Raw genomic sequence first — 24,357 nt, 5'->3', positions numbered from 1 at the left:
AGTACTTCACTCACTGATCAGACGTCCTTCGGAGAAAGTGCTGGTGGTGCGGGCAGTTGCACGGCGATACGGAGACCGCCCTCAGCGCGCGGGGTGAGGGTGAGGGACCCGTCGTGCACCTCGGTGATCCGCCGGACGATGGCCAGGCCGAGTCCGACACCTGCGTGGTCGCCGCGAATACGTTCGGTGGCGCGCTGAAACGGCTCGGTGAGAGTCGAGACCAACTGCGGGGAGAGCTTCTCGCCGCTGTTCTCGACCGTGAGCACCACGGTCTCGGGGCCGGCGCCGGTCTCGACCCACACCGTGCCCTCGTCGGTCAGGTTGTGCACGATCGCGTTGTGCACGAGGTTCGTCGTCAACTGCAACAGGAGCGCCTGCGAGCCGAAGGCCGGGGCGATGTCACCGGAGGTCTCGATGGTGACACCGCGCTTCTCGGCGAGCGGGAGCAGTGTCTCGGTGGCGTCTTCCACGAGCAGGGAGAGGTCGACAGCTTCTCGGGGGAAGGACCTCTGGTCGGCGCGGCTGAGCACGAGCAGCGCCTCGGTGAGGTCGATCGCCCGGGTGTTGACGGCGTGCAGGCGGTTGATGATCTCGCCGAGGTCCTGCGTCGGATCGTTGCGGGCCACGTCAAGAAGCACCTGCGAGATCGCCAGCGGGGTGCGCAGTTCGTGCGAGGCGTTGGCCGCGAATCTTCGCTGCTCGGCTACGTGCGCTTCGAGGCGGGCGAGCATCGTGTCGAAGGCGTCGGCGAGTTCACGGAACTCGTCCTCGCGGCCCGGCAGCCGGATCCGGTGGGAGAGTGATCCTTTCGTGGCCATGCTCGTGGCGGCCGTGATGCGGGTCAGCGGGGCGAGCATGTGGCCGGCGAGAATCCACCCGCCCACGAGACCGAACACCAGCAGGAACGCCAGTACTGCGGCTGCCCTCGGAGCGAAAACCTCCAGGAGGACGGACCGGACGGGAAAAACACCCTTGAGCTTGTCATCGGGGTTGATGAGCACCGCACGATCGGGGACGTAGCGCAGGAGGAACACCCACACCGCCGCGAGCAGCAGGAGGCCGGCGATCATGAGGAACCCGGCGTAGCTGAGGGTGAGCTTGAAGCGAACGCTGAACCCAGGCCGCCTATCCACGGTCTCCTCCCTCGTGGTCGGCCGCCGGTTGCGTGTCGATGCGGTACCCGGCGCCGGGCACCGTGGCGATGACCCAGGGTTCACCGAGCCGTTTGCGCAGCGCCGAGACCGTGATGCGTACGGCATTGGTGAACGGGTCCGCGTTCTCGTCCCATGCCCGCTCCAGAAGCTCCTCGGCGCTGACGACACCGCCTTCGGCGGCGACGAGGACTTCGAGCACGGCGAACTGCTTCCTGGTCAGCGCGACGGAGTGGCCGTCGCGGTGGACATCGCGGCGGAACGGATCGAGCCGCAGGCCCGCGATCTCCCGCACGGGCGGCCTGTTGTACGCACGTCTGCGGTCGAGTGCTCTGAGCCTGAGCACGAGTTCCTGGAGTTCGAACGGCTTGGTGAGGTAGTCGTCGGCGCCGAGTCCGAACCCGGAGGCCTTGTCGTCGATCCGGTCGGCGGCGGTGAGCATGAGGATCGGTATGCCGCTGCCGGAGGCGACGATGCGTTGGGCGATCTCGTCGCCGGAAGGGCCGGGAATGTCGCGGTCGAGGACGGCGATGTCGTAAGCGTTGATGCTCAGCAGTTCCCAAGCGGTGTCACCGTCACCGGCGAGGTCGGACGCGATCGCTTCCAGGCGTAGGCCATCGCGGATGGCTTCCGCCATGTAGGGCTCGTCCTCGACGATCAACACTCGCATGTTCCGAGGGTACGAGTGGCCACATATCGTCGGCATATCGAAAACCACGGAGGTGCCGGCACCACCGCATTGGGTTGATCACGACCTGGTGTTCGCCCGGGACGGCTTCAAGCTGTACCGGGGTGAGGCGGGCGGACCGCAGGACCCCGAGGAGGTCTCGGCACGGTGGCGCACCCTGCGCAACCGGCTGCACCTGCCCGAGGACTTTCGCATCCACGACTGGCGACACAGCAAGGTCACGTACGACCTGGAGGCCGGGGAGAATCCCGTCGAGGTCTCCGCCGGCGTCCGGCACCACTCGCCGGGCTGCACCATGGCCCGGTGCGGGCTCTCACGTGAGACGGAGCGCGGCGGCCGGCCGCTTCCGGACCGGGCCGACTCGGCCTGTCATCCCTTTCTGACCTGGGGATTCGCTGGGCTGTTGGTCACGCCACCGCCCAGTAACGCAAAAGACCCCACACGCAGTGGGGTCTTCGCTGGTGTCCGAGGGGGGACTTGAACCCCCACGCCCGATAAAGGGCACTAGCACCTCAAGCTAGCGCGTCTGCCATTCCGCCACCCGGACAAGGTGTCTGCCGGGCGGCCCTTGGCCGTTCCGACGTGGAAAACCATAGCAAACATTCGGAGGTGCCCGATCACGCCCTGTCCCCTGTGACGGGCGTATGACGCCCGGGGTGCGGCCTTGGGGAGCGGGGCCCCGTCGCGGGAGGATGTGGGGACCAGCAGCAACGACCGCGGGAGTGAGCAGCGTGAGCGAGCCGAACGCCGGCAGGACCGTCTCGGGCGAGGACGAGGTCGTGGACCTCTGCCGTGATCTGATCCGGATCGACACCAGCAACTACGGCGACCACTCGGGGCCCGGGGAACGGGCCGCCGCCGAGTACGTCGCGGAGAAACTCGCCGAGGTGGGCCTCGAGCCGCAGATCTTCGAGTCCCACAAGGGCCGCGCCTCCACCGTCGCCCGGATCGAGGGCGAGGACCCGTCCCGGCCCGCTCTGCTCATCCACGGCCACACCGATGTCGTGCCCGCCAACGCGGACGACTGGCGGCACCACCCCTTCTCCGGTGAGATCGCGGACGGATGTGTCTGGGGCCGGGGCGCGGTCGACATGAAGGACATGGACGCGATGACCCTCGCGGTCGTACGGGACAGGATGCGCAGCGGGCGCAAGCCTCCGCGCGACATCGTGCTGGCCTTCCTCGCCGACGAGGAGGCGGGCGGTACCTACGGGGCGCGGTATCTCGTGGACAAGCACCCCGGTCTCTTCGAGGGCGTCACCGAGGCGATCAGTGAGGTCGGCGGCTTCTCCTTCACCGTCAACGAGAACCTGCGCCTTTATCTCGTCGAGACGGCGCAGAAGGGCATGCACTGGATGAGGTTGACCGTGGACGGCACCGCCGGGCACGGCTCGATGACCAACAACGACAACGCCATCACCGAGCTGTGCGAGGCGGTCGGGCGGCTCGGACGGCATCAGTGGCCGGTGCGGGTGACCAAGACCGTACGGTCCTTCCTCGACGAGCTGTCCGACGCGCTGGGCACCCCGCTCGACCCGGAGGACATGGAGGCCACGCTCGCCAAGCTCGGTGGCATCGCGAAGATGATCGGAGCGACCCTGCGCAATTCCGCCGCCCCCACCATGCTCGGCGCCGGCTACAAGGTGAACGTGATCCCCGGCCAGGCGACCGCCCATGTCGACGGCCGCTTCCTGCCCGGGTACGAGCAGGAGTTCCTGGCCGATCTCGACCGGATCCTGGGCCCTCGGGTCAAGCGTGAGGACGTGCACGGGGACAAGGCGCTGGAGACCAGCTTCGACGGGAAGCTGGTGGACGCCATGCAGACCGCGCTCTCGGCGGAGGACCCGATCGCCAGGGCCGTTCCGTACATGCTCTCGGGCGGCACCGACGCCAAGTCCTTCGACGACCTCGGCATTCGCGGCTTCGGCTTCGCGCCGCTCAAGCTGCCGCCGGAGCTGGACTTCGCCGGGATGTTCCACGGGGTCGACGAGCGGGTGCCGGTGGACGGCCTGAAGTTCGGGGTGCGTGTCCTGGACCGGTTCATCGACCACAGCTGAGGCCATGACCGAGGTCACGGCCGAGGTCACGGCCGAGGTCACGGCCGAGGTCACCGGTCAGGCCCCAGGTGAGATGAAGCCGAATCGTCAGCGCGTGCGTATTTGACTGAAAAGAGTGAATCAGACCATACGCTCGTAGCCTCATCAGTCCCCCTTCGTTACAGGTGTGCGGTCCGCGGCTGGGACCGCACATGCCTACAAGGAGGAAAAATGATCAAGAAGGTCGTCGCTGCTGCGGCAGTCACTGGTGGTCTGGTGCTCGCGGGTGCGGGCATGGCCGTCGCCGACTCGGGCGCGCAGGGTGCCGCGGTGCACTCCCCGGGCGTGGTCTCGGGCAACGTCATCCAGGTGCCCGTCCACGTGCCGGTGAACGCGTGTGGCAACACGGTCTCCGTGATCGGCCTGCTGAACCCCGCCTTCGGCAACACCTGCGTCAACAAGTGACGTCGCGTCTCAGCCCCGTGAGGGTCTGAGCCCGGGCGGCCCCGGAGTGCGCGCCATGCACTCCGGGGCCGCTGGGCATCCTGCCCCGGCACCGAAGCCCAGGGGCAATCCGGAAGGCAGAAGGCAGGGATCGAAGTTATGAGGCAGGTCACGCGCAAGGGCCTGATCACCGTGGCGGCCGCGGGCGGCATGCTCGCCCTCGGCGGCGGTTACGCGCAGGCGGACTCGGGGGCCGGTGCGGCCGCGGCGAATTCGCCGGGCGCGCTGTCCGGGAACAGCGTCCAGGTGCCGGTGCACATCCCGGTCAACGTGTGCGGGAACACCGTCAATGTCGTCGGGGTGCTCAATCCGGCCCTCGGCAACAGCTGCGCCAACACGTCGCACGACGCACCCGGACACGGGGTGCAGGGGAGCGGCGGGGGGTACGGGGACGACGGGGGAGACAACGGCGACGGCGGATACGGGGACGGCGGAGGTTACGGCGGGGACGCAGGGGGCGGAGGGTACGGCGGCGGTTCGCAGGGTGGCGGATCGCACGGCGGCGGCTCGCAGCATGGCGGCTCCCACACCACGCACCCCGGCGGGTCCCACGCCGGAGGTCACACAGGGCACTCGCCCGGTGTCGGATCCGGCAACACGATCGAGGTGCCGATCGACGTCCCCGTGAACGTCTGCGGCGACAGCGTGACCGTCATCGGTCTCGGCAACGCCGTCACCGGCGCTGACTGCGCCAACGACGCCCCGGCCGTCCCCTCGGGTGGAAAGCCGCAGCAGCCGGTAAAGCCCAGCCGGCCGGGCAAGCCGAACCATCCGGGCAGCCCCGACGAGCCGGGCAGGCCGACCACGCCGACCACCCGCGCCATTCCGCCGAACCCAGGCCTGACCCCGAACGCTCCGCACGCGCCGTACCTCACCCAGCCCCGGGGTGCCGACATGCTCGCGCAGACCGGTGCCGGTTCGCTCGGGACGGCCATCCCCACGGCGGCGGGAATGCTGCTCGCGGGCAGCGTCATCTACCGCCGCGCCCGCGCCGCTTCGTAGTCGAGCGCGTACGGACGGTAGGTAAGGACAGGAGGCGGGCCTCGCGACAGCGGGGCCCGTTCCTCCGTCTTCACCAGGTGGCGCGCACCTGACGGATGATCCGCCGGCGCAGCCGCACTCTGCGGCTGCCGTCCCGGTGCAGGCTCAGACGGTCCAATTCCCAGTGTCCGTACTCGGCATGGTCGGTCAGCAGACGGGCCGCTTCATTGCGGGAAACCCCGCGCGGCACGTACACGTCGACAAATTCGTATTCCGGCATCGCATCTATTGTGCGGGCAGAGGCCTGGTACGGATAGCGTCTGCACTATGTCTGATGCTGCGCAGCCCACCGCTGCCGAGGTACGCGCCGCCGCCGAGGCGGTCAAGGTCGCCCTGGACCGCCACCTCGCGGCGGTCGAACACCGCACGGGTGAGGACGACCCGGCTGTCTCCGAAGCGTTCAACGCCCTCGCCGTGGCGGCCGAGGTCTACGACGAGCGGCTCTACCACCGGTACGACGAGGTCACTCCCTTCGAGATCCCGGACCCGGACGACTCCCTGCCGCCGTACACCGGGCCCGAGGAGCCCAACGCGCTGAGCGTGCTGATCCGGCGCGACTACGCGGTGGTGGAGCCGCAGCGGCTGCTCGCGCAGGCCCAGCGCATCGCCGACGTCGAGGGGGACGCCGACACCGGGGCCGTGGTCGGCAGCAGTGTGCATGCCGCCCTCGGGGTGCTCTTCGGTGAGTACGAACCCGACGAGATCGCTTCCCGGCACAAGGAGTTCGGCCTTGAGGAGGGCGACTCCACGCTGTGGGTCTCGGCGGCGGACGAGCTTCCCGAGGCGGGGGAGTGGCTGAGTGCCCCCTTCGACCAGGCCGATCCCCAGCAGGTGGTCTGCCGCTTCGACGTCAGCTCGGTCTTCGACGAGGACGATCTCGACGGGGACCTGGACGACCTGGAGGAACAGGACGCCTGACCCGGCGCGGGACACCCGGCGCAGCGCCGCTCACCGCCCTGCCCGCGCCGACGGCGAGTCGGCGCGGGCAGCGCGGCGGTATGGTCAGCCCGGCTGGGATCCCGGGGCGAGCAGACTCTCCAGCAGGGGGCGCAGCCGGGTCGTACGTTCCTGTGAGGCGATGGCCGCCACCGCGTGCGCCAGCGCCTGGTCGACGCCGTGGACCACGGACAGATGGCGCTCACCCCGGCTGAAGGCCGTGTAGACCCAGGGGCGGCTCAGCCCCTGGGCGGCGTCGCCGGGTAGCACCACGACCGCCGCCGGCCACCGCATCCCGGCGGCCTGGTGCGCTGTGAGCGCCCAGCCATGGCGTACGGCCGACTCCACCCGGTCCCTGGGCACCACGACGGCCGCTCCCTCCCCACAGTCCAGCCGCAGTCCGTCCTGGTCGGCGGAGACCACCGAGCCCTGGAGCGTGCGACCGGGCGCGGGGACGTAGGCGATCCGGTCCCCCGGGTCGAAGCCGCCGAACCGGCCGGGGCCAGGATTGAGCTTCTCCTTGAGAGCGGTGTTGAGCGCCCGGGTGCCGGCGGAGCCGCCATGGCCCACGGTGATCACCTGCGTCTCTGCGGCGGTCACCCCGAAAGCGCGCGGCACCGACTCGGCCACCAACTGGACGGTGCGGTGCACCGCCTCGCCCGCGTCCCGCACCGGAACGATCACGACCTCCTTGCCGGGCGCCCCCACCTGGTTCAGCTCGCCGATACCGATACCGGAGACCAGCTCCCCCACCGGTCCGGGGTCGGGGGTACGGGAGGCGATCTGCGGGCACACCCGGGCGGCCAGCAGGTCGGCGAACACCCGGCCGGCGCCCGCCGACCACAGCACCCCGGGATCACCGCTGAGCACCAGGCGGCCGCCGTCGGGCAGCGATTCCACGATCATCGCCGCCGTCTCCACATCCAGCTGCGGGGCGTCCAGCACCACGAGGAGATCCAGGGCGAAGGTGCCGTCCGCGTCCCGTCCTGGGCCTTCCGCGCCGGAGAGCAGACCGGCCACGGTCACCGCGCCGGCGCCCAGCCGGTCCCGGCCGTTTTCGCTGTGGGCCGCGACGACCGCGCGCATCCCGAGCCCTCGGGCGGCCTCGGCGAGTGCGACCGGCTCGGCGCGGGCGGCCTCCCCGCCCGTGTGCAGGACGAGACCATGACCGCCGGCCGCACGGATCAGCTCGGCGGCGGAGGGGGAGGCGGTGTTTGCCGCGGCCGCCTCCCAGGAGGCGTCGGGGCCGGTCTTGACCAGCCGCGCGAGCCCGTCGGCCAGGCTCTCCTCGGCGAGTGCGTAACGGTCGAGTCCCAGGAGCACCGGGACCGGAGCGGCGCCGGTCTCCCCGGCTTCCCCTTCCTCGTCTGACGGCCCTTCGTCGCCTTCCGCGCTGTCCTCCAGGCCGTCCTGGAACACCAGCACGGCGCCCTCCGCGACGGCGTGCTGTACGGCCCCGTCCGGGTCGGGCACCGCCTGGCCGGCGAGCGCCGTGCGTACCGAGGACGCCTCCAGCGCGGTGTGGCCCTGGAGCGCCGCCCGCTCCAGCAGCCAGCCGACCAGCGCGGCGGCCCGCCGCTCGTCGCCGGGGCCGCACGCGGCCCCCAGCAGCGCCCGCGCGAACCCGTCGGCCTGCTCGGGCCGTACGCCCGGCACGGCGAGCAGCTGCCACGGATCCTCGCGCAGCGCCTGGGCAGCCTGCTCCCCGAGGACGGCGGAGACCTGCCCCGCCAGCGCCTCGGGGGCGCCGCCCGCCACCAGGACATCCCGCACGGCGGCCACGTCCCCCGGCGCGGGGGCGGGGGCGGGCCGCGGGGCCTGCCCGGCGGCCCGCCGCGGGGCCGCCGGGGCGGGCTCGGGTGCCGCCGGGCGGAGCAGGGCCGGGTCCACCGGCGCGCCGCTCTCCATGGCCCGTACGGCGGCGAGCAGATCGGCGGCCTGCCCGCTGAGTTTGGTGCCGGCGTCGATGGGCCCTTCCTTCTCCGCCTTCCGCTGCTCGATCCGCTCCCGCAGTTCCCGCTGCGCGGCCAGCTCGGCCGCGGCCTCGGACACCGCCGCGGCGGTATCCGCCTCGTCGTCCGTTCCGCTCCCGGCCGCCGTCGCGCCCACCGTGCCGTCATCGGCCGCGTCGGTGTCGCCGTCACCGACCGTGCCGGCCTCACCGACTTCACCGACCTCACCGACCTCGCCGGCCTCGGGCCTGGCGGCGCCTTCCGCCTCGCCGCCGGCCGGGTCGTCGCTCGCGGCCGTCCCCGGATCCGGGTCCGCGACCTGGTCCGGGGCGGGGTCCGAGTTCGGGTCCGGGTCCGCGACCTGGTCCGGGTCCGCGACCTGGTCCGGGGCCGGGGCCGGGGCGGGGTCCTGGGCGGGGTCCGGGTCCGGGGCCGCGGGGTGCCGGCCTGTGTCGGCCATGGGCTCGGCCTCCTCGGTGGCGGCGGTGTCGCGGTCCGTACTCACAGCGTGCTCCAGTCCTGATCGGGATAGCGGTGCACGGGCGCCGACACATCGTCGAGCGCCTGGCAGATCTCGTCAGGAAGACTAAGGCTCTCCACTGACAGCGCGGCGGTGAGCTGCTGCGCGTTGCGCGCGCCGATGATCGGGGCGGTCACTCCCGGGCGGTCCCTGATCCATGCCAGCGCCACCGCCAGGGGAGTCGTGGCGAGCCCCTCCGCCGCCGTCGCGACGGCGTCCACGATCCTGCTCGCGGCCTCGTCGAGATAGGGCTCCACGAAGGGCGCCATCTGTGCGGACGCGCCTCGCGAGTCCGGCGGCGTGGTGTGCCGGTACTTGCCGGTGAGCACCCCTCGCCCCAGCGGGGACGAGGGCAGCAGCCCGACACCGAGGTCGATCGCGGCCGGCAGCACCTCCCGCTCCACGCCGCGCTGCAGCAGGGAGTACTCCATCTGCGTGCTGGCCAGCCGGGTGCGTATACCGGGGGAGGCCAGCTGCCAGGTGGCGGCCTTGGCGAGCTGCCAGCCGCAGTAGTTCGACACCCCCGCGTACCGGGCCCGGCCGCTGCTCACCGCGAGGTCCAGCGCGTGGAGCGTCTCCTCCAGCGGGGTCTCGGTGTCGTACGCGTGGACCTGCCACAGATCCACGTAGTCCGTCCCGAGCCGGTCCAGCGACGCGTCCAGCGCGGCGAGCAGATGCCCCCGGGACCCGTCGAAGCGCCGGTACGGATCGCGCACGCTGCCGGCCTTGGTCGCGATGATGAGATCGCGGCGCGGTACGAGCCGCTCGACGAGCTGCCCGAGCAGGTATTCGGCCTCTCCGCCGCTGTACACATCGGCCGTGTCGACCAGCGTGCCGCCCGCCTCCCAGAAGGACTTCAACTGGTCGGCGGCGTCATGCTCGTCGGTGTCCCTTCCCCAGGTCAGGGTGCCGAGCCCGATCCGGGACACTCGCAGGCCGGTACGGCCGAGATGCCTCTGCTCCATGGGCGCTGAGATTACTGGCCAGGACCGTACACGGAGAGTGCCTGTGGACAACTCGCCCCCTGTCACCGGCCCGTGTCGGGCGCTAGAGTCCCGGGCACAGAGACGTTACTGATCAGTAAGGGAGTGCTTATGCGGCTCGGCATCAACCTCGGGTACTGGGGTGCGGGGATGGACGGCGACAACCTCACGGTCGCGCAGGAGGCCGACCGGCTCGGCTACGACGTCTGCTGGGCCGCCGAGGCGTACGGCTCCGACGCCCCGACCGTGCTGAGCTGGGTCGCCGCGCAGACGGAGAGTATCGACGTCGGCTCCGCGATCCTCCAGATCCCCGCACGCCAGCCCGCCATGACCGCCATGACGGCGGCCACCCTCGACTCCCTCTCCGGCGGCCGCTTCCGCCTCGGTCTCGGCGTCTCGGGCCCGCAGGTCTCCGAGGGCTGGTACGGCGTGAAGTTCGACAAGCCCCTCGCCCGCACCCGCGAGTACGTCGAGATCGTCCGCCGGGCGATGTCCCGGGAGCGGCTCTCGTTCGAGGGCGAGCACTGGACGCTGCCGCTGCCCGGCGGCCCCGGCAAGCCGCTGAAGCTCACCGTGCACCCGCAGCGCGAGCACATCCCGCTCTACATCGCGGCGATCGGCCCCAAGAACCTGGAGCAGACCGGTGAGATCGCTGACGGGGCGCTGCTGATCTTCCCCTCCGCCGACCACCTGGAGGACACGGCGATCCGGCATCTCCGGGCGGGCCGGGAGAAGGCCGGGCTGACCATGGAAGGTTTCGACGTCTGTCCGACGGTGCCGATCGCGGTCGGCGACGACATCAACGCGCTGGCCGACCAGTTCCGTCCGTACACCGCGCTCTACGTGGGCGGCATGGGCAGCCGCAAGCAGAACTTCTACAACCAGCTCGCGCGGCGCATGGGGTACGAGAAGGAGGCCGCCGAGATCCAGGACAAGTACCTCTCGGGCGACAAGGAGGGCGCCGCCGCCGCCGTACCGCACCAGCTGATCGACTCCACCACGCTGCTCGGGCCGGTCGGGCGGATCGCCGACGGTATGCGGGCCTATGCCGCCGCCGGCGTCACCACGCTGACCCTCGCCCCGGCCGGCTTCACCCTCGACGAGCGGATCGCCGCGCTGCGCGTCGGCACGGAGGCCCTGGAACGCGCGGGACTGGTGTCGTAGGCGTCGTAGGACGTCGAGGTCATCGCCCGAACGGGTCAAGCCGGGATCCGGTCGGTACGACGGAGAATTCCGCGGCCGTGGTGGGGGCTCCGGGGGTCTTCCCCGCCACGGCCGTCATGTACCGCACCGTGCCCGGGCCCATCGGGGCGCGCGCCGGACGTGCTTTCGCGCTCCCTCTTCCGGCGCGGTCGGACGGCGTAGCTGTTGCCGGTTGTCCCGCACCCCATTTGACTCGTCTTTCGCGGACGTCTGTATGGAGGTGGCAGTGATGTTTTCGGCCCGAAGCCTGTTCCAGGAGATCCTGGACGACGATCGTTCCTTCCAGCTGTTCTGCTCCATCGCGGCCAGCGGAGAGTCCCAGGGTGGGTGGGAGAACGGCCGGATCGCCGCGCTGGTGCCCGAGAGCATGCGGGGCCTCGCCCCCAAGATCGCCCGGCACGGCGCCGACGAGGACAAGCACGGGCGGATCTTCAACGCCCTCCTCAAGAAGCGCGGCCTCGATCCGGTCGAGATCCCCCCGGCGACGGACTACACGATGCTGCTGGAGCGGCGGGGCATCGGGCTCGCCCACGAGAAGCTGCGCCGCGAGGAGCCGCTGACCGAGCGGGACATCGTCGTCTACCTCTCGCACAGCCGGATCACCGAGCAGCGGGCCGCCGGCCAGATGGACATGCTGGTCAGGTACTTCGGCGACGACGCCGAGGTCGGCAGGGCCGTCAAAATGATCAGCAATGACGAGGACAACCACCTCGCCTACTGCCACGAGGAGCTGCTGCGGCTGGCCCGGCGGGGACACGGCCGGATGATCCACCGCACGCTGCGCGAGTGCGCCCTGGCCGAGATCCAGGTCTACCGCCAGGTGAGCCTCGCGGTGATGGGCCACATGGGCCGCCTCCTCGGCTGGCCGGCGCCCAAAGCCGCCCTGCTCGCCGCCGGGATCCACGCCGTGTACGGGTACGAGCGGGTGGCCGGCTGGCACCGGATGGTCTCGCTCGCGATGCCGGAGCGGCGGGACGCCCTCGGGGGTCCCGCGGCCCCGGCGCCCGTCTTCTGACCCGCGCGGGTGACCGCCCGCGCGTGCCCCCGCGCGTGCCCCCGCCCGGTCGCCCGACCGCCCGGAGCGCAGCTCCGCCCATCCGGCCGGCCGCCGGGCGCGGCCCCGCGCGCCCGGCCCGGGTACACGGCCGCGCTCAGAGCCAGCCGCGCCGTTTGAACTGGCGGTACAGACCGAAGACCACGAGCGCCATGAAACAGAGCACGGCGGGGTACGCCCAGACGTACTTCAGCTCCGGCATGTGCTCGAAGTTCATGCCGTAGATGCCCGCGACCAGCGTGGGAACGGCGGCCATGGCGGCCCACGCCGAGATCTTCCGCATGTCGTCGTTCTGCCGCACGCCCATCTGCGCGAGATGCGCCGACAGGATGTCGGACAGCAACCGGTCGAGCCCCTCGACCTGCTCGTTCGCGTGCAGCAGATGGTCGTTGACGTCCCGGAAGAACGGCTGCGAGCGCTCATGGACGAACGGCACACCCGCACCCGCCAGCCGGTCCATCGGCTCCGCCAGCGGCCCGCTGGCCCGGCGGAATTCCAGCACCTGCCGTTTGAAACCGTAGATCCGCGCCGCCGTCGTCGCGCCGGAGAGCGACGACCGCGAGCCGCTGTCGCCGCTCGGCGCGAAGACCTCGGCCTCCAGCTCCTCCAGATCGACCTGGAGCTCACCGGCCACCTCGATGTAGTGGTCGACGACCGCGTCGCTGACCGCGTAGAGGACCGCCGTGGGGCCGTGCTTGAGGACCTGGGGCTCGGCTTCGAGCCGTTGCCGTACGGCGGAGAGCTGGGCGCCCTCGCCGTGCCGGACCGTCACCACGAACGAGTCCCCTATGAAGACCATCAGCTCACCCGTGGTGACCGTGTCGCTGTCCGGCTCGTACGCCACCGGCTTGAGGACGGCGAACAGCGAGTCGTCGTAGATCTCCAGCTTGGGCCGCTGGTGGGCGGTGAGCGCGTCCTCCACGGCGAGCGGGTGCAGCCCGAACTCGTCCCGGACGAGGCCGAACTCCTCCTCCGTCGGCTCGTGCAGCCCTATCCACAAGAACGAGTCCCCGTGGGCGCGCGCCTCATCGAGGGCGTCGGAGAAGTCGGCGGGTCCGTCGGTGCGGCGTCCGTCGCGGTAGATGGCACAGTCCACGATCACGGCGGGCATTCTTCCCGCTCCGGGCACCGGTACGCACCTCCCCACGGCGGCCCGGCTCACGGCGCCGCCGCGGCTCCGGCCGGAGCGCTGCCGCCGGTACGCCCGGAGAGCCTGTCGAGTGACCTTCGAGCGCCTGATCAGAGGTCACCCGACAGGCTCTAAGCTGGCGGGCATGGCCACGTTGATCCTCGTACGTCATGGGCGGTCCACCGCCAACACCGCCGGGCTCCTCGCGGGCTGGACGCCGGGGGTCGCTCTCGACGAGCGCGGCGCCGCGCAGGCGGCCGCGCTGCCGGGGCGGCTGGCCGAGGTGCCGATCGCCGCCGTCGTGAGCAGCCCGCTGCAACGCTGCCGGGAGACGCTCCAGCCGCTGCTCGACGCCAGGCCGGGGCTCGACGTGCAGACCGAGGAGCGGATCGGCGAATGCCACTACGGCGACTGGTCCGGCCGCAAGCTCGCCGAGCTGGCCGACGAGCCGCTGATGACGGTCGTGCAGCAGCACCCCTCCGCGGCCGCGTTCCCCGGCGGCGAATCGATGCGCGCGATGCAGGCGCGCGCCGTGGAAGCCGTACGGGAGTGGAACGCCCGCGTCGAGGAGGAGCACGGTGAGGACGCCGTCTTCCTGATGTGCTCGCACGGCGACATCATCAAGGCGCTCGTGGCGGACGCACTGGGGATGCACCTCGATCTTTTTCAGCGGATCCACGTCGATCCGTGCTCGGTCACGGCGATCCGCTACACGCGTCTGCGCCCGTTCCTGCTGCGTCTCGGCGATACGGGCGACCTCGGCGGTCTGGCGCCACGGGAGAGCGCGGGCGGCGGCACCGGCGTCGTGGGGGGTGGTGCGGGAGCACCGTGATCTCTCGGCGCAGTAGGGTGGACGCGCCGTCCGCGCGATCCAGGGTGACCTCCCCGGACCTCCGGTCCGCCCTCTTCCGTTGTCAGTGAATCCCCGAGTCCCCCGCACGAATCTCCACCGAATCCCAAGGGAGACAGGACGTGTCCCGTCAGGTGTACCTCTACGACCCGCCGGACCGCTTCGTGGCCGGCACGGTCGGACTGCCTGGACGCCGTACGTTCTTCCTGCAGGCCACCGCCGCAGGGCGCGTCACCAGCGTCGCCCTGGAGAAGACCCAGGTGGCCGCACTCGCCGAGCGCATCGATGAGCTGCTCGACGAAGTCGTACGCCGTACCGGCGGTAATGCCCCGGTGCCCGCCATGGCGCCCCCCGACATCAGTGACTCGGCCCCGCTCGACGCCCCCGTCGAGGAGGAGTTCCGGGTCGGCACCATGGCGCTGGCCTGGGACGGCGACGAACAGCGCATGATCGTCGAGGCACAGGCGCTCGTCGAGCTGGACGCCGACACCGACGAGGACCTCGCGGAAGCCGAGGAGCTGCTGCTCCAGGACGAGGAGAACGGTCCGCCGATGCTCCGCGTCCGGCTGACCGGCTCCCAGGCCCGGGCCTTCGCCAAGCGCGCCCTGGACGTGGTCAACGCCGGCCGGCCGCCGTGCCCGCTGTGCAGCCTGCCGCTCGACCCGGAAGGACACGTATGCCCGCGCCAGAACGGATACCGCCGGGGAGCGTGACCACCGTCGACCTGCTCACCAAGGGCGAGCTGACCGTCCTCGGACGGATCCGCGAGGCGTCCAACGCGGTGCTGCACTGCTCCGTCTCCTACGAGGGCCGGCAGGCCCACTGCGTCTACAAGCCCGTCGCGGGGGAGCAGCCCCTGTGGGACTTCCCCGACGGCACGCTCGCCCAGCGCGAGGTGGCCGCGTACGAGGTCTCCGAGGCGACCGGCTGGGCCCTCGTGCCGCCGACCGTCCTGCGGGACGGCCCGTACGGCCAGGGCATGTGCCAGCTGTGGATCGAGACGGCGGGATCCCCGGCAGAAGCCCCGGATCCCGCGGATCCCGCCGGTCCCGCGGATCCCGCAGAGGGAACGGACCCCGACGGCGCCGGCCCCGCGCCGCTGCTCGCGCTCGTCGAGGGCGAGGAGCCGGGCGAGGGCTGGAAGGCCGTCGGCTTCGCCGAGGTGGGCGAGGGCAGAACGGCCCTGCTGGTGCACGCCGACGACGAGCGGCTGCGGCGCCTCGCCGTCCTCGACGCCGTCATCAACAACGGCGACCGCAAGGGCGGCCACCTGCTGCCGGCCCCCGAAGGGCCGCTGTACGCCATCGACCACGGCGTCACCTTCCACGTGGACGACAAGCTGCGCACCCTGCTCTGGGGCTGGGCGGGCGAGCCGCTGACCGCCGAAGCGCTGGAGGTGGTGGCCCGGCTGGACGCGGCGCTGGAGCGGGGCGAGCCTCTCGCCACCCGGCTGGCCGAACTCATCACCCCGGCCGAGACCGAGGCCCTGCGGTCCCGGGTCCGGCGACTGCGCGTCACAGGAGTTCATCCGGAGCCCTCCGGCCAGTGGCCGGCCATCCCCTGGCCCCCGGTGTGAGGGGCTCCCTCCCTTCCCGTCCCGAGGCCGGCCGGACCCCCTGAACAGGTTCCGGCCGGACACGCAAGGGTGCCCAATCGGCCAGGACCACCCATCCGGTTCGTATCCGGAACATCCGTCCGGTTACGCTCATGACATGCATGCCTGGCCCGCTTCCGAAGTCCCCGCCCTGCCTGGCAAGGGCCGCGACCTCAGGATTCACGACACCTCGACCGATGGCCGAGTCACCCTTGAGCCCGGTCCCGTCGCCCGTATCTACGTCTGCGGTATCACGCCGTACGACGCGACCCACATGGGTCACGCGGCGACCTACAACGCGTTCGACCTCGTTCAGCGCGTGTGGCTCGATACGAAGCGGCAGGTTCACTACGTCCAGAACGTGACCGACATCGACGATCCCCTGCTGGAACGCGCGACGCGCGACGGGGAGGACTGGGTCGCACTCGCGGAGCGCGAGACGGCGCTGTTCCGGGAGGACATGACCGCGCTGCGGATGCTGCCGCCCCAGCACTACATCGGCGCCGTCGAGGCCATACCCGGCATCGTGCCGCTGGTGGAGCGGTTGCGCGAGACCGGCGCCGCGTACGACCTCGAAGGCGACGTCTACTTCTCGGTGGCGGCCGATCCGCGCTTCGGCGAGGTCTCCGGCCTCGACGCCGAGGCCATGCGGCTGCTCTCGGCCGAGCGCGGCGGCGACCCCGACCGGCCCGGCAAGAAGAACCCCCTCGACCCGATCCTCTGGCTGGCCGCCCGCCCGGGCGAGCCGAGCTGGGACGGGGGCAGCCTCGGCCCCGGCAGGCCCGGCTGGCACATCGAGTGTGTCGCCATCGCCCTCGACCACCTGGGCATGGGCTTCGACGTCCAGGGCGGCGGGAGCGATCTGGCCTTCCCGCACCACGAGATGGGTGCCTCGCACGCCCAGACGCTGACCGGTGAGCATCCCTTCGCCCAGGCCTACGTGCACGCCGGCATGGTCGCCCTGGACGGCGAGAAGATGTCCAAGTCCAAGGGCAATCTCGTCTTCGTGTCGGCGCTGCGCCGCGACGGCGTGGACCCGGCGGCCATCCGGCTCGCCCTGCTCGCGCACCACTACCGCTCCGACTGGGAGTGGACGGACCAGGTGCTCCAGGACGCGGTGGACCGGCTGGAGCGCTGGCGGGCCGCCGTCTCGCGCCCTGACGGCCCTTCGGCCGAGGCGCTCGTGGAGGAGATCCGCGAGGCGCTGGCGGACGACCTGGACGCGCCGGCGGCGCTCGCCGCGGTGGACCGCTGGGCGGCGCTGCAGGACTCCACGGGCGGCACGGACGAGGGCGCGACCGGTGTCGTGTCCCGCTCGGTCGACGCGCTGCTCGGCGTCGCACTCTGAGCGGCTGTCACGGGCCGCGCCGCACCACGTGATTCGGCCAAACACCCCGCGCGGGTGACCGGACACCCCGCACCGCGAAAGGGGCGGCGCCCGAAGGCGCCGCCCCTTTCCGATCGTTCCCGATCATTCCCCGGTCCGGCGCGCGGTCACGGCCGACCCCCGGGGGGCGTCTCAGTCGTCCGACGAATCCCCTTCGCCGTCCGGCCCGGGGCCCTGCTCGGGGCCCTGCTCGGGCTCGGAGTCCTGCTCCGGCTCGGGGCCCTGCTCCGGGTCCGTACCCGCCTCGGGCCCGCGCTGCGGCCTCTGCGGGCGGCCCAGACCGCCCGACGGGTCCCGTCGGTACGACGGGCCGTCACCGCTCTCCGTCGCGTGGCCTCCCGGCGCCTGTCCAGGACCGCCGTCCCGCCGGCGCAGATACCGCTCGAACTCCCGGGCGATGGCTTCGCCGGACGCCTCGGGCAGCTCCGCGGTGTCCCGCGCCTCCTCCAGCGACTGGACGTACTCCGCCACCTCGCTGTCCTCGGCGGCCAGTTGGTCCACGCCCAGCTGCCAGGCCCGCGCGTCCTCCGTCAGCTCACCCAGCGGGATCCGCAGGCCGATGAGGTCCTCCAGGCGGTTGAGGAGAGCCAGCGTCGCCTTCGGGTTGGGAGGCTGTGACACGTAGTGCGGCACGGCCGCCCACAGGCTCACCGCCGGTACGCCCGCGTGCGTGCACGCCTCCTGGAGGATGCCCACGATGCCGGTCGGCCCCTCGTACCGGGTCTCCTCCAGGTCCATCGTCCTGGCCAGGTCCGCGTCCGAGGTGACACCGCTGACCGGCACCGGCCGGGTGTGCGGCGTGTCGCCGAGCAGCGCGCCCAGGATGACGACCATCTCCACACCGAGCTCATGGGCGAAGCCCAGCAGCTCGTTGCAGAACGAACGCCACCGCATGGACGGTTCGATACCGCGGACCAGCACCAGATCGCGGGGTTTCTCCCCGCCCACCCGCACCACGGAGAGCCGGGTGGTCGGCCAGGTGACCTTCCGTACGCCGCCGTCCAGGTAGACCGTGGGCCGGTTGACCTGGAAGTCGTAGTAGTCCTCGGCGTCGAGCGCCGCGAACACCTCGCCCTTCCACTCCCGGTCCAGATGCGCGACCGCTGCGGAGGCCGCGTCGCCCGCGTCGTTCCAGCCCTCGAACGCGGCCACCATGACCGGGTCGATCAGCTCGGGAACCCCCTCGAGCTCGATCACCCAGTGCCTCCTTCCGAAGTTCCCTTTCGTACGGACCAACCTTACGGCTTTCCCGGTCTCCGGCCGCAGCTCTGTGCACGCCCGGGTGAACTTCGTCGTCGGCGGGCATAGGTCGGAGAGCCAAACCTTCCTCTGCCATCCCTCTGTCGTCCCGCTGCCAGCAGATTCATCCGAGCTGTGATCGAGATTTTCGGTCCTGCCCCTGGACGATCAGGCGTCAACGACGCTATACATCGGATGACCTAATGAGGTCCGATGTTCTGTACAGGTCTTTACAGGGGGCATGCATGAGTCAGACCGTCACGGGGTTCGAGGTTCACGACATCCGTTTTCCCACCTCGGAACAGCTCGACGGCTCCGACGCCATGAACCCGGACCCCGACTACTCGGCCGCCTACGTGGTGCTGCGTACCACGGACGGCGCCGAGGGACATGGATTCTGCTTCACCATCGGACGCGGCAACGAGGTCACCGCCGCCGCGATCGAGGCGCTGCGTCCCTACGTCGTCGGGCGCCCGGCCCCGCACAGCGCGGCCGATCTCGCCGCGCTCTACTTCGAGCTGACCCACGACTCGCAACTGCGCTGGCTCGGACCGGAGAAGGGCGTGATGCACATGGCGGCGGGCGCCGTCGTCAACGCCGCCTGGGATCTGGCCGCCAAGCACGCGGACAAGCCGGTCTGGGAGTTCCTGGCCGGCATGACGCCCGAGGAGCTCGTCTCGCTCGTCGACTTCCGCTATCTGACCGACGCGCTCACCCCGGACGAGGCGCTGGACATCCTGCGCGCCGCCGAGCCGGGCCGCGCCGAGCGCGCCGGACGGCTGCGCGCCGAGGGATATCCCGCGTACACCACCTCGCCCGGCTGGCTCGGCTACTCCGACACCAAGCTGACCACGCTCGCCGAACAGGCGGTGGCCGACGGCTTCACGCAGATCAAGCTCAAGGTCGGCGGTGATCTCGACGACGACGTACGGCGCATGAAGCTCGCCCGCGCCGCAGTCGGCCCCGGCATCAGGATCGCCGTCGACGCCAACCAGCGCTGGGACGTCGCCGACGCGCTGCGCTGGATGGAGGCGCTCGCCCCGTACGAACCGCACTGGATCGAGGAGCCGACCAGCCCCGACGACATCCTCGGCCACGCCGCGATCAGAGCCGGCCAGCCGGTCAAGGTCGCCACCGGCGAGCACGTCGCCAACCGGGTCGTCTTCAAGCAACTGCTCCAGGCCGACGCCGTCGACTTCGTCCAGATCGACGCCGCGCGTGTCGCCGGCGTCAACGAGAATCTGGCGATTCTGCTGCTCGCCGCCAAGTACGGGGTGCCCGTCTGCCCGCATGCCGGGGGCGTCGGGCTCTGCGAACTCGTCCAGCATCTCTCGATGTTCGACTACGTCGCCGTCTCCGGCAGCTGGGAGGACCGGGTCATCGAGTACGTCGACCACCTCCACGAGCACTTCGCCGACCCCGTCGTGATCGACGCCGGGCGCTACACCACGCCGAGCTCCCCGGGCTTCTCCGCCCGGATGCTTCCCGCGTCGATCGCCGAACACAGCTACCCGGACGGGCCCGTCTGGCAGGCCCGCCGCACCACCGAGGAGATCAGTTCATGACAGCGGTACGCGACCCCCGTGGCCCCCGTGACTTCGCGGGGCTGAGCGCCCTGGTGACCGGCGGCGCCTCGGGTATCGGCGCGGCCATCGCGACGCTGCTGCTGGAGCGCGGCGCCCAGGTCGCCGTACTGGACCGGGAGACCGCGGGAGCGCCGGCCGGGACCCTGGCCCTCCAGGCCGACGTCACCGACGACGCGGCGGTACGCGGCGCGGTGGACGCGGCGGCGGCCGAGTTCGGCGCGCTGCACACCGTCGTCTCCAACGCGGGTGTCGGCGCCATCGGCACCGTCGTGGACAACGATGACGACGAGTGGCGGCGGGTCCTCGACATCAACGTCCTCGGCATGGTCCGTACGGCCCGGCACGCCCTGCCCCACCTGCGCCGCGCGGCGGCCGACCGGCCCGGCCGCGTCTCGATCACCCAGACCTGCTCCATCGCCGCCACGGCCGGACTGCCCCAGCGCGCCCTCTACAGCGCCAGCAAGGGCGCGATCCTCTCGCTCACCCTGGCGATGGCCGCCGACCACGTACGCGAGGGCATCCGGGTCAACTGCGTCAACCCCGGTACCGCCGACACCCCCTGGATCGGCCGGCTGCTCGGCCAGGCCCAGGACCCCGCGGCCGAACGCGCCGCCCTCGAAGCGCGCCAGCCCACGGGCCGGCTGGTCGGCGCCGACGAGGTCGCCGCGGCCGTCGCCTATCTGGCAAGCCCCGCCGCGGCCGCCGTCACGGGCACGGCGCTCGCGGTCGACGGCGGCATGCAGGGACTGCGCCTGCGCCCCGCCAACTGAGGCCGGTCGGTCCCCGACCGGCCCGTCCGAGCCGACATCCACCGAAGGACGGGACAACCATGCCGCGACAGACCGGGGGACGCCCCCCACTGAGCCGACTGCGTACGACCAGCGCCTCGGCCTGTGTCTTAATCCTTGCGGTCACCGCCCTGGCGGGCTGCAACCGCGACCAGGGGAGCAGCGCCGCCGGCGGCGGCAAGGTCGGGATCGACCTGCCGCGCAGCGACAGCGACTTCTGGAATTCGTACCAGGGTTACATCGAGAAGGGCGTCAAGGCCGGTGAGGTCGACGCTCTCTCGCTGACCAACTCGCAGAACGACATCGGAAAGCTCGTCTCCAACGTCCAGGTCTTCACCGATCAGGGCGCCAAGGCCGTCATCATGGCCCCGCAGGACACCGGTGCGATAGCCGAGACGCTCCGGACGCTGAGCGAGAAGAAGATCCCCGTCATCAGTGTGGACACCCGGCCGGACAAGGGCGACGTCTACATGGTCGTCCGGGCCGACAACCGCGCGTACGGCGAGAAGGCCTGCCAGTACCTGGGCGAACAGCTCCAGGGCAAGGGCAAGGTCGTCGAGTTCCAGGGCGACCTCTCCTCCATCAACGGCCGCGACCGCTCCGAGGCGTTCAAGTCCTGCATGAAGGAGAAGTTCTCCGGCATCCAGGTCTTCGAGCTGGCGACCGACTGGAAGGGCGACGTGGCCTCGGCCAAGCTCCAGTCCACCCTCGCCGCCCACCCCGACATCAACGGCATCTACATGCAGGCCGGCGGTGTCTTCCTGCAGCCGACGCTGGCCCTGCTGGAGCAGAAGAAGCTGCTCAAGGCGCCGGGGGCGGCCGGACACATCACGATCATCTCCAACGACGGCATCCCGGAGGAGCTCGACGCCATCCGGGCGGGGAAGATCGACGCCACGGTCTCCCAGCCGGCCGACCTGTACGCCAAGTACGCGCTGTACTACGCGAAGCAGGCCCTGGCGGGCAAGACTCCCAAGGCGGGGCCGACCGACCACGACTCCACGATCATCAAGATCCCGAACGGCTTCGAGGACCAGCTTCCCGCGCCCCTGGTGACCAAGGGGAACGTGGACGACCCGAAGCTGTGGGCCAACCAGCTGGAGAAGAAGAGCTAGCCATGGAGTCCACGGAATCCATGGAGCCGGGGGCCCCGGCCGCGGTCCACGCGGAAGGCATCGTCAAGCGCTTCGGTCCCACCGTGGCGCTCGACGGTGCCCGGCTCACCGTGCGGCCCGGTGAGTCCCACGCGCTCGTCGGACGCAACGGCGCGGGCAAGTCCACCCTGGTCGGCGTCCTCACCGGGCTGCACCGGCCGGACGCGGGCCAGGTCAGCTTCGGCGGCGAACCCGCTCCCGCCTTCGGGGACACCACGGCCTGGCAGTCCAGGATCGCCTGCGTCTACCAGAAGTCGATGGTCGTTCCCGATCTGACCGTCGCCGAGAACCTGTTCCTCAACAACTACGGCCTGGAAGGCTCCGGGAGCGGCCGCCGCCCCATCAGCTGGCGCCGGCTGCGCGCTCGGGCGCGTGATCTGCTCGCCGGGTACGGGGTCGACGTCGACCCGAACGCCCGCGCGAAGGATCTCCCGGTCGAGCAGCGGCAGTTCGTCGAGATCGCGCGGGCACTGTCCTTCGGCGCCCGGCTGATCATCCTCGACGAGCCCACCGCGCAGCTCGACGCCCGGGGCATCCAGCGGCTCTTCGACAAGCTCCGGGAGCTGCAGGGCAAGGGAGTGGCGTTCCTCTTCATCTCCCACCATCTCCAGGAGGTGTACGACCTGTGCACCGCCGTCACCGTCTACCGTGACGCCCGCCATGTGCTGACCGCCCCGGTCGCCGACCTGTCGAAGGCGGACCTGGTCTCGGCGATGACCGGGGAGTCCGCGGGCACGGCCGCCGCCTGGCACGCCGGGCGCGCGGCCGCCCGGGACACGGCGGCGGAGCCCGTGCTGCGGACCGAGGGGCTCTGCCTGGACGGGGAGTTCGAACCGCTCGATATCGCGGTACGGCCCGGTGAGGTGCTCGGCATCGCCGGGGCCGCCGCCAGCGGTGCCACCGCACTCGGCGAGAGCCTCGTCGGGATGCGGGCCGCGACCTCGGGGCGCGTCTCCGTACGCGGCCGTACGGTGAAGCCGGGCAGCGTCCCGCACGCCCTGGACGCCGGGATCGGGTACATCCCCGAGGACCGGCACCTGCAGGGGCTCGTCCTGGAGCGCAGCGTCGCCGAGAACGCCACGCTCACGGTCACCGACCAGCTCGGCCCGTGGGGGACCGTACTGCCCTCCCGTACGCGGGAGTTCGCCCGGTCCATGATCGAGTCGCTGGACATCAAGACCCAGGGCCCCGAGCAGCCCGTCTCGGGCCTGTCGGGCGGCAATCAGCAGAAGGTCGTGGTCGCCCGCGCCCTGGCGCGCGGACCCAGCGCGCTGATCGCGCTGCGGCCCACCGCCGGGGTCGACGTCAAATCGAAGGACTCGCTGCTCGGCGTGGTGCGCCGGGTGGCCGACGAAGGCAGCGCGGCCGTGATCATCTCGGACGAGCTGGACGATCTGCGGGTGTGCGACCGGGTGCTCGCCCTGTTCCACGGGCGCGTGGTGGCAACGTTCGACAGCGGGTGGACGGACCGGGAACTGGTCGCCGCCATGGAAGGTGTGGGGGAGCGGGAATGACCGGGACCATGAGTAAGCCGGTGGCCGAGGAGACCAGGAGCGCGAGCCCGCTCGGCCGGCTCCGGCTCATCCGGTGGAGCGACTTCTCGCTCGTACCGGTGATCCTGGTGCTGATGGTGATCGGCTTCATCGTCTCGCCGGTCTTCCTCACCTCCAACAACCTGATCAGCGTCGTCCAGCAGTCCTCCGAGCTGAGTCTGCTGGTGCTCGGCCAGGCGCTGATCCTCATCTGCGGCCGGATGGACCTGTCGCTGGAGTCGACGATCGGCATCGCGCCGGTCGTCGCGATGTGGCTGGTGCTGCCCGCCGAGGGCGGCCGGTTCGGCGGCCTCGACGTGCTGCCGGTCTGGACGGCCATCCCCGTCTGTCTGCTGGTCGGTCTGGCCATCGGCGCGGTCAACGGCTTCCTGATGCTCAAGCTGCGGGTCAACGGCTTCATCGCCACCCTCGGCATGCTCACCATGCTGCGCGGCCTCCACATCGGCATCACCGAAGGCAAGTCGATCACCGACGTCCCGGAGTCCTTCCGCTACCTCGGCAAGACCGACTGGCTGGGCGCTCCGGCCGCCGTCTGGATCTGTCTGGCGCTGTTCGCCGCCGGCGGCGCGGCCCTGGCGTGGCTGCGGCACGGCCGTTCGCTGTACGCCATCGGCGGCAACCCGGAGGCGGCCCGGGCCGCCGGGATCCGGGTCGACAGGATCACCTGGATCGTGCTGGCCGTCGGCGGGCTGCTGGCGGCCTTCGCCGGCATCCTCTACACCGGCCACTACGGCTCGGTCGCGGCCACCCAGGGCAACGGCTGGATCTTCCAGGTCTTCGCGGCGGCCGTCATCGGCGGCATCAGCCTCAAGGGCGGGCGGGGCACGCTCTTCGGCGCGCTGACGGGTGTGCTGACCCTGCAGCTGGTGGTGAACGTGATGACGCTCGGGGGTGTGCCCGCGCTCTGGAACCAGTTCCTCAACGGCGCGATCATCATCGTGGCGCTCGTCATCTCCCGTTTCGCGAGCGGCGAGAAGCAGGACTGATCACGTCCGCCCCGGAGCCCGTA

General features: G+C 71.2%; 23 protein-coding genes and 1 tRNA gene. 16 read left to right on the top strand and 8 right to left on the bottom strand.

The genetic code is table 11. The annotated features are described in order from the left end of the window. Window positions 1-17: 17 nt before the first annotated feature. Together ACIBAE_RS11705 and ACIBAE_RS11700 are read right to left on the bottom strand one after the other, a co-directional pair. The gene (locus ACIBAE_RS11705) at window positions 18-1,133 is read right to left on the bottom strand and encodes a sensor histidine kinase (RefSeq protein WP_399284140.1); all 1,116 of its coding nucleotides are present in this window, start codon (window positions 1,131-1,133) and stop codon (window positions 18-20) included. Continuing rightward, the gene (locus ACIBAE_RS11700; protein ID WP_399284139.1) at window positions 1,126-1,821 is read right to left on the bottom strand and encodes a response regulator transcription factor; all 696 of its coding nucleotides are present in this window, start codon (window positions 1,819-1,821) and stop codon (window positions 1,126-1,128) included. The genes ACIBAE_RS11705 and ACIBAE_RS11700 overlap by 8 nt, the downstream gene beginning before the upstream one ends. Between ACIBAE_RS11700 and ACIBAE_RS11695 the strand changes: the two genes are divergently transcribed. Continuing rightward, window positions 1,820-2,320 (top strand): hypothetical protein, encoded by a 501-nt coding sequence (locus ACIBAE_RS11695; protein ID WP_399284137.1) that lies wholly within the window; start codon window positions 1,820-1,822, stop codon window positions 2,318-2,320. The genes ACIBAE_RS11700 and ACIBAE_RS11695 overlap by 2 nt on opposite strands. Here ACIBAE_RS11695 and ACIBAE_RS11690 read toward each other — a convergent pair. Then, window positions 2,299-2,386, bottom strand: a tRNA-Leu gene (locus tag ACIBAE_RS11690). The genes ACIBAE_RS11695 and ACIBAE_RS11690 overlap by 22 nt on opposite strands. 184 nt (window positions 2,387-2,570) lie before the next feature. Here ACIBAE_RS11690 and ACIBAE_RS11685 point away from each other — a divergent pair. The 3 genes from ACIBAE_RS11685 to ACIBAE_RS11675 all read left to right on the top strand — a co-directional run bounded on the left by ACIBAE_RS11685 (window position 2,571) and on the right by ACIBAE_RS11675 (window position 5,381). Next, window positions 2,571-3,896 (top strand): M20/M25/M40 family metallo-hydrolase, encoded by a 1,326-nt coding sequence (locus ACIBAE_RS11685; protein WP_399284136.1) that lies wholly within the window; start codon window positions 2,571-2,573, stop codon window positions 3,894-3,896. 210 nt (window positions 3,897-4,106) lie between these two features. After that, entirely contained in the window at window positions 4,107-4,340 is a 234-nt protein-coding gene (gene chpH / locus ACIBAE_RS11680) for a chaplin ChpH (RefSeq protein ID WP_399284135.1), read from the top strand. A 138-nt stretch (window positions 4,341-4,478) separates the two neighbouring features. Then, a complete protein-coding gene (locus tag ACIBAE_RS11675; RefSeq protein WP_399284134.1) occupies window positions 4,479-5,381 on the top strand; it encodes a chaplin family protein in 903 nt (300 codons plus the stop codon). Window positions 5,382-5,451: 70 nt separating this feature from the next. Here the strand turns inward: ACIBAE_RS11675 and ACIBAE_RS11670 are convergent, their stop codons facing one another. Further along, window positions 5,452-5,640, bottom strand: a complete 189-nt coding sequence (locus ACIBAE_RS11670) for a DUF5703 family protein (protein ID WP_399284132.1) — start codon at window positions 5,638-5,640, stop codon at window positions 5,452-5,454. 47 nt (window positions 5,641-5,687) lie between these two features. On the opposite strand from ACIBAE_RS11670, the gene ACIBAE_RS11665 reads away from it, so the two are divergent. After that, window positions 5,688-6,338, top strand: coding sequence for a hypothetical protein (locus ACIBAE_RS11665; RefSeq protein WP_399284131.1), 651 nt, complete (start codon window positions 5,688-5,690; stop codon window positions 6,336-6,338). A gap of 84 nt (window positions 6,339-6,422) precedes the next feature. On the opposite strand, the gene ACIBAE_RS11660 is transcribed toward ACIBAE_RS11665, so the two are convergent. Further along, window positions 6,423-8,768, bottom strand: coding sequence for a helix-hairpin-helix domain-containing protein (locus ACIBAE_RS11660; protein ID WP_399284273.1), 2,346 nt, complete (start codon window positions 8,766-8,768; stop codon window positions 6,423-6,425). Between the two features lie 41 nt (window positions 8,769-8,809). Continuing rightward, window positions 8,810-9,793 (bottom strand): aldo/keto reductase, encoded by a 984-nt coding sequence (locus tag ACIBAE_RS11655; protein WP_399284130.1) that lies wholly within the window; start codon window positions 9,791-9,793, stop codon window positions 8,810-8,812. A 129-nt stretch (window positions 9,794-9,922) separates the two neighbouring features. Between ACIBAE_RS11655 and ACIBAE_RS11650 the strand changes: the two genes are divergently transcribed. Continuing rightward, complete coding sequence (locus ACIBAE_RS11650) at window positions 9,923-10,975, top strand: LLM class F420-dependent oxidoreductase (RefSeq protein ID WP_399284128.1); 1,053 nt, start codon at window positions 9,923-9,925, stop codon at window positions 10,973-10,975. A 268-nt stretch (window positions 10,976-11,243) separates the two neighbouring features. After that, window positions 11,244-12,029 (top strand): ferritin-like domain-containing protein, encoded by a 786-nt coding sequence (locus ACIBAE_RS11645; protein ID WP_399284127.1) that lies wholly within the window; start codon window positions 11,244-11,246, stop codon window positions 12,027-12,029. Window positions 12,030-12,165: 136 nt separating this feature from the next. Here ACIBAE_RS11645 and ACIBAE_RS11640 read toward each other — a convergent pair whose 3' ends face one another. Further along, complete coding sequence (locus ACIBAE_RS11640) at window positions 12,166-13,179, bottom strand: magnesium and cobalt transport protein CorA (protein ID WP_399284125.1); 1,014 nt, start codon at window positions 13,177-13,179, stop codon at window positions 12,166-12,168. A 163-nt stretch (window positions 13,180-13,342) separates the two neighbouring features. On the opposite strand from ACIBAE_RS11640, the gene ACIBAE_RS11635 reads away from it, so the two are divergent. From ACIBAE_RS11635 to mshC, 4 genes are all read left to right on the top strand, one after another. Continuing rightward, window positions 13,343-14,029 carry a histidine phosphatase family protein gene (locus ACIBAE_RS11635; protein WP_399284123.1) on the top strand — a complete coding sequence of 229 codons (687 nt, stop codon included), beginning with the start codon at window positions 13,343-13,345 and terminating at the stop codon, window positions 14,027-14,029. 140 nt (window positions 14,030-14,169) lie between these two features. Next, a complete protein-coding gene (locus tag ACIBAE_RS11630; RefSeq protein ID WP_399284121.1) occupies window positions 14,170-14,760 on the top strand; it encodes a DUF3090 domain-containing protein in 591 nt (196 codons plus the stop codon). Beyond that, window positions 14,724-15,623, top strand: coding sequence for an SCO1664 family protein (locus ACIBAE_RS11625; protein WP_399284120.1), 900 nt, complete (start codon window positions 14,724-14,726; stop codon window positions 15,621-15,623). Before ACIBAE_RS11630 ends, ACIBAE_RS11625 begins: the two co-directional genes overlap by 37 nt. A gap of 136 nt (window positions 15,624-15,759) precedes the next feature. Beyond that, window positions 15,760-16,989 (top strand): cysteine--1-D-myo-inosityl 2-amino-2-deoxy-alpha-D-glucopyranoside ligase, encoded by a 1,230-nt coding sequence (gene mshC, locus ACIBAE_RS11620; protein WP_399284118.1) that lies wholly within the window; start codon window positions 15,760-15,762, stop codon window positions 16,987-16,989. A 171-nt stretch (window positions 16,990-17,160) separates the two neighbouring features. Here mshC and ACIBAE_RS11615 read toward each other — a convergent pair whose 3' ends face one another. Further along, on the bottom strand, window positions 17,161-18,225 hold the full coding sequence (locus ACIBAE_RS11615) for a PAC2 family protein (RefSeq protein WP_399284116.1): 1,065 nt from the start codon (window positions 18,223-18,225) through the stop codon (window positions 17,161-17,163). A 287-nt stretch (window positions 18,226-18,512) separates the two neighbouring features. On the opposite strand from ACIBAE_RS11615, the gene ACIBAE_RS11610 reads away from it, so the two are divergent. The 5 genes from ACIBAE_RS11610 to ACIBAE_RS11590 are packed head-to-tail and all read left to right on the top strand — an operon-like array spanning window position 18,513 to window position 24,334. Continuing rightward, window positions 18,513-19,832: an enolase C-terminal domain-like protein gene (locus tag ACIBAE_RS11610; protein WP_399284114.1), complete on the top strand. Its 1,320-nt coding sequence runs from the start codon at window positions 18,513-18,515 to the stop codon at window positions 19,830-19,832. Then, a complete protein-coding gene (locus ACIBAE_RS11605) occupies window positions 19,829-20,623 on the top strand; it encodes an SDR family NAD(P)-dependent oxidoreductase (RefSeq protein ID WP_399284112.1) in 795 nt (264 codons plus the stop codon). The genes ACIBAE_RS11610 and ACIBAE_RS11605 overlap by 4 nt, the downstream gene beginning before the upstream one ends. A 59-nt stretch (window positions 20,624-20,682) precedes the next feature. Then, on the top strand, window positions 20,683-21,756 hold the full coding sequence (locus tag ACIBAE_RS11600) for a sugar ABC transporter substrate-binding protein (protein WP_399284111.1): 1,074 nt from the start codon (window positions 20,683-20,685) through the stop codon (window positions 21,754-21,756). Between the two features lie 2 nt (window positions 21,757-21,758). Beyond that, on the top strand, window positions 21,759-23,309 hold the full coding sequence (locus ACIBAE_RS11595; RefSeq protein ID WP_399284109.1) for a sugar ABC transporter ATP-binding protein: 1,551 nt from the start codon (window positions 21,759-21,761) through the stop codon (window positions 23,307-23,309). After that, window positions 23,306-24,334: an ABC transporter permease gene (locus ACIBAE_RS11590; RefSeq protein WP_399284108.1), complete on the top strand. Its 1,029-nt coding sequence runs from the start codon at window positions 23,306-23,308 to the stop codon at window positions 24,332-24,334. The genes ACIBAE_RS11595 and ACIBAE_RS11590 overlap by 4 nt, the downstream gene beginning before the upstream one ends. Window positions 24,335-24,357 lie beyond the last annotated feature (23 nt).

Source organism: Streptomyces sp. NPDC051569, assembly GCF_044454085.1.
GTDB lineage: Bacteria > Actinomycetota > Actinomycetes > Streptomycetales > Streptomycetaceae > Streptomyces.
This window is presented reverse-complemented; position numbering and strand designations above follow the sequence as displayed.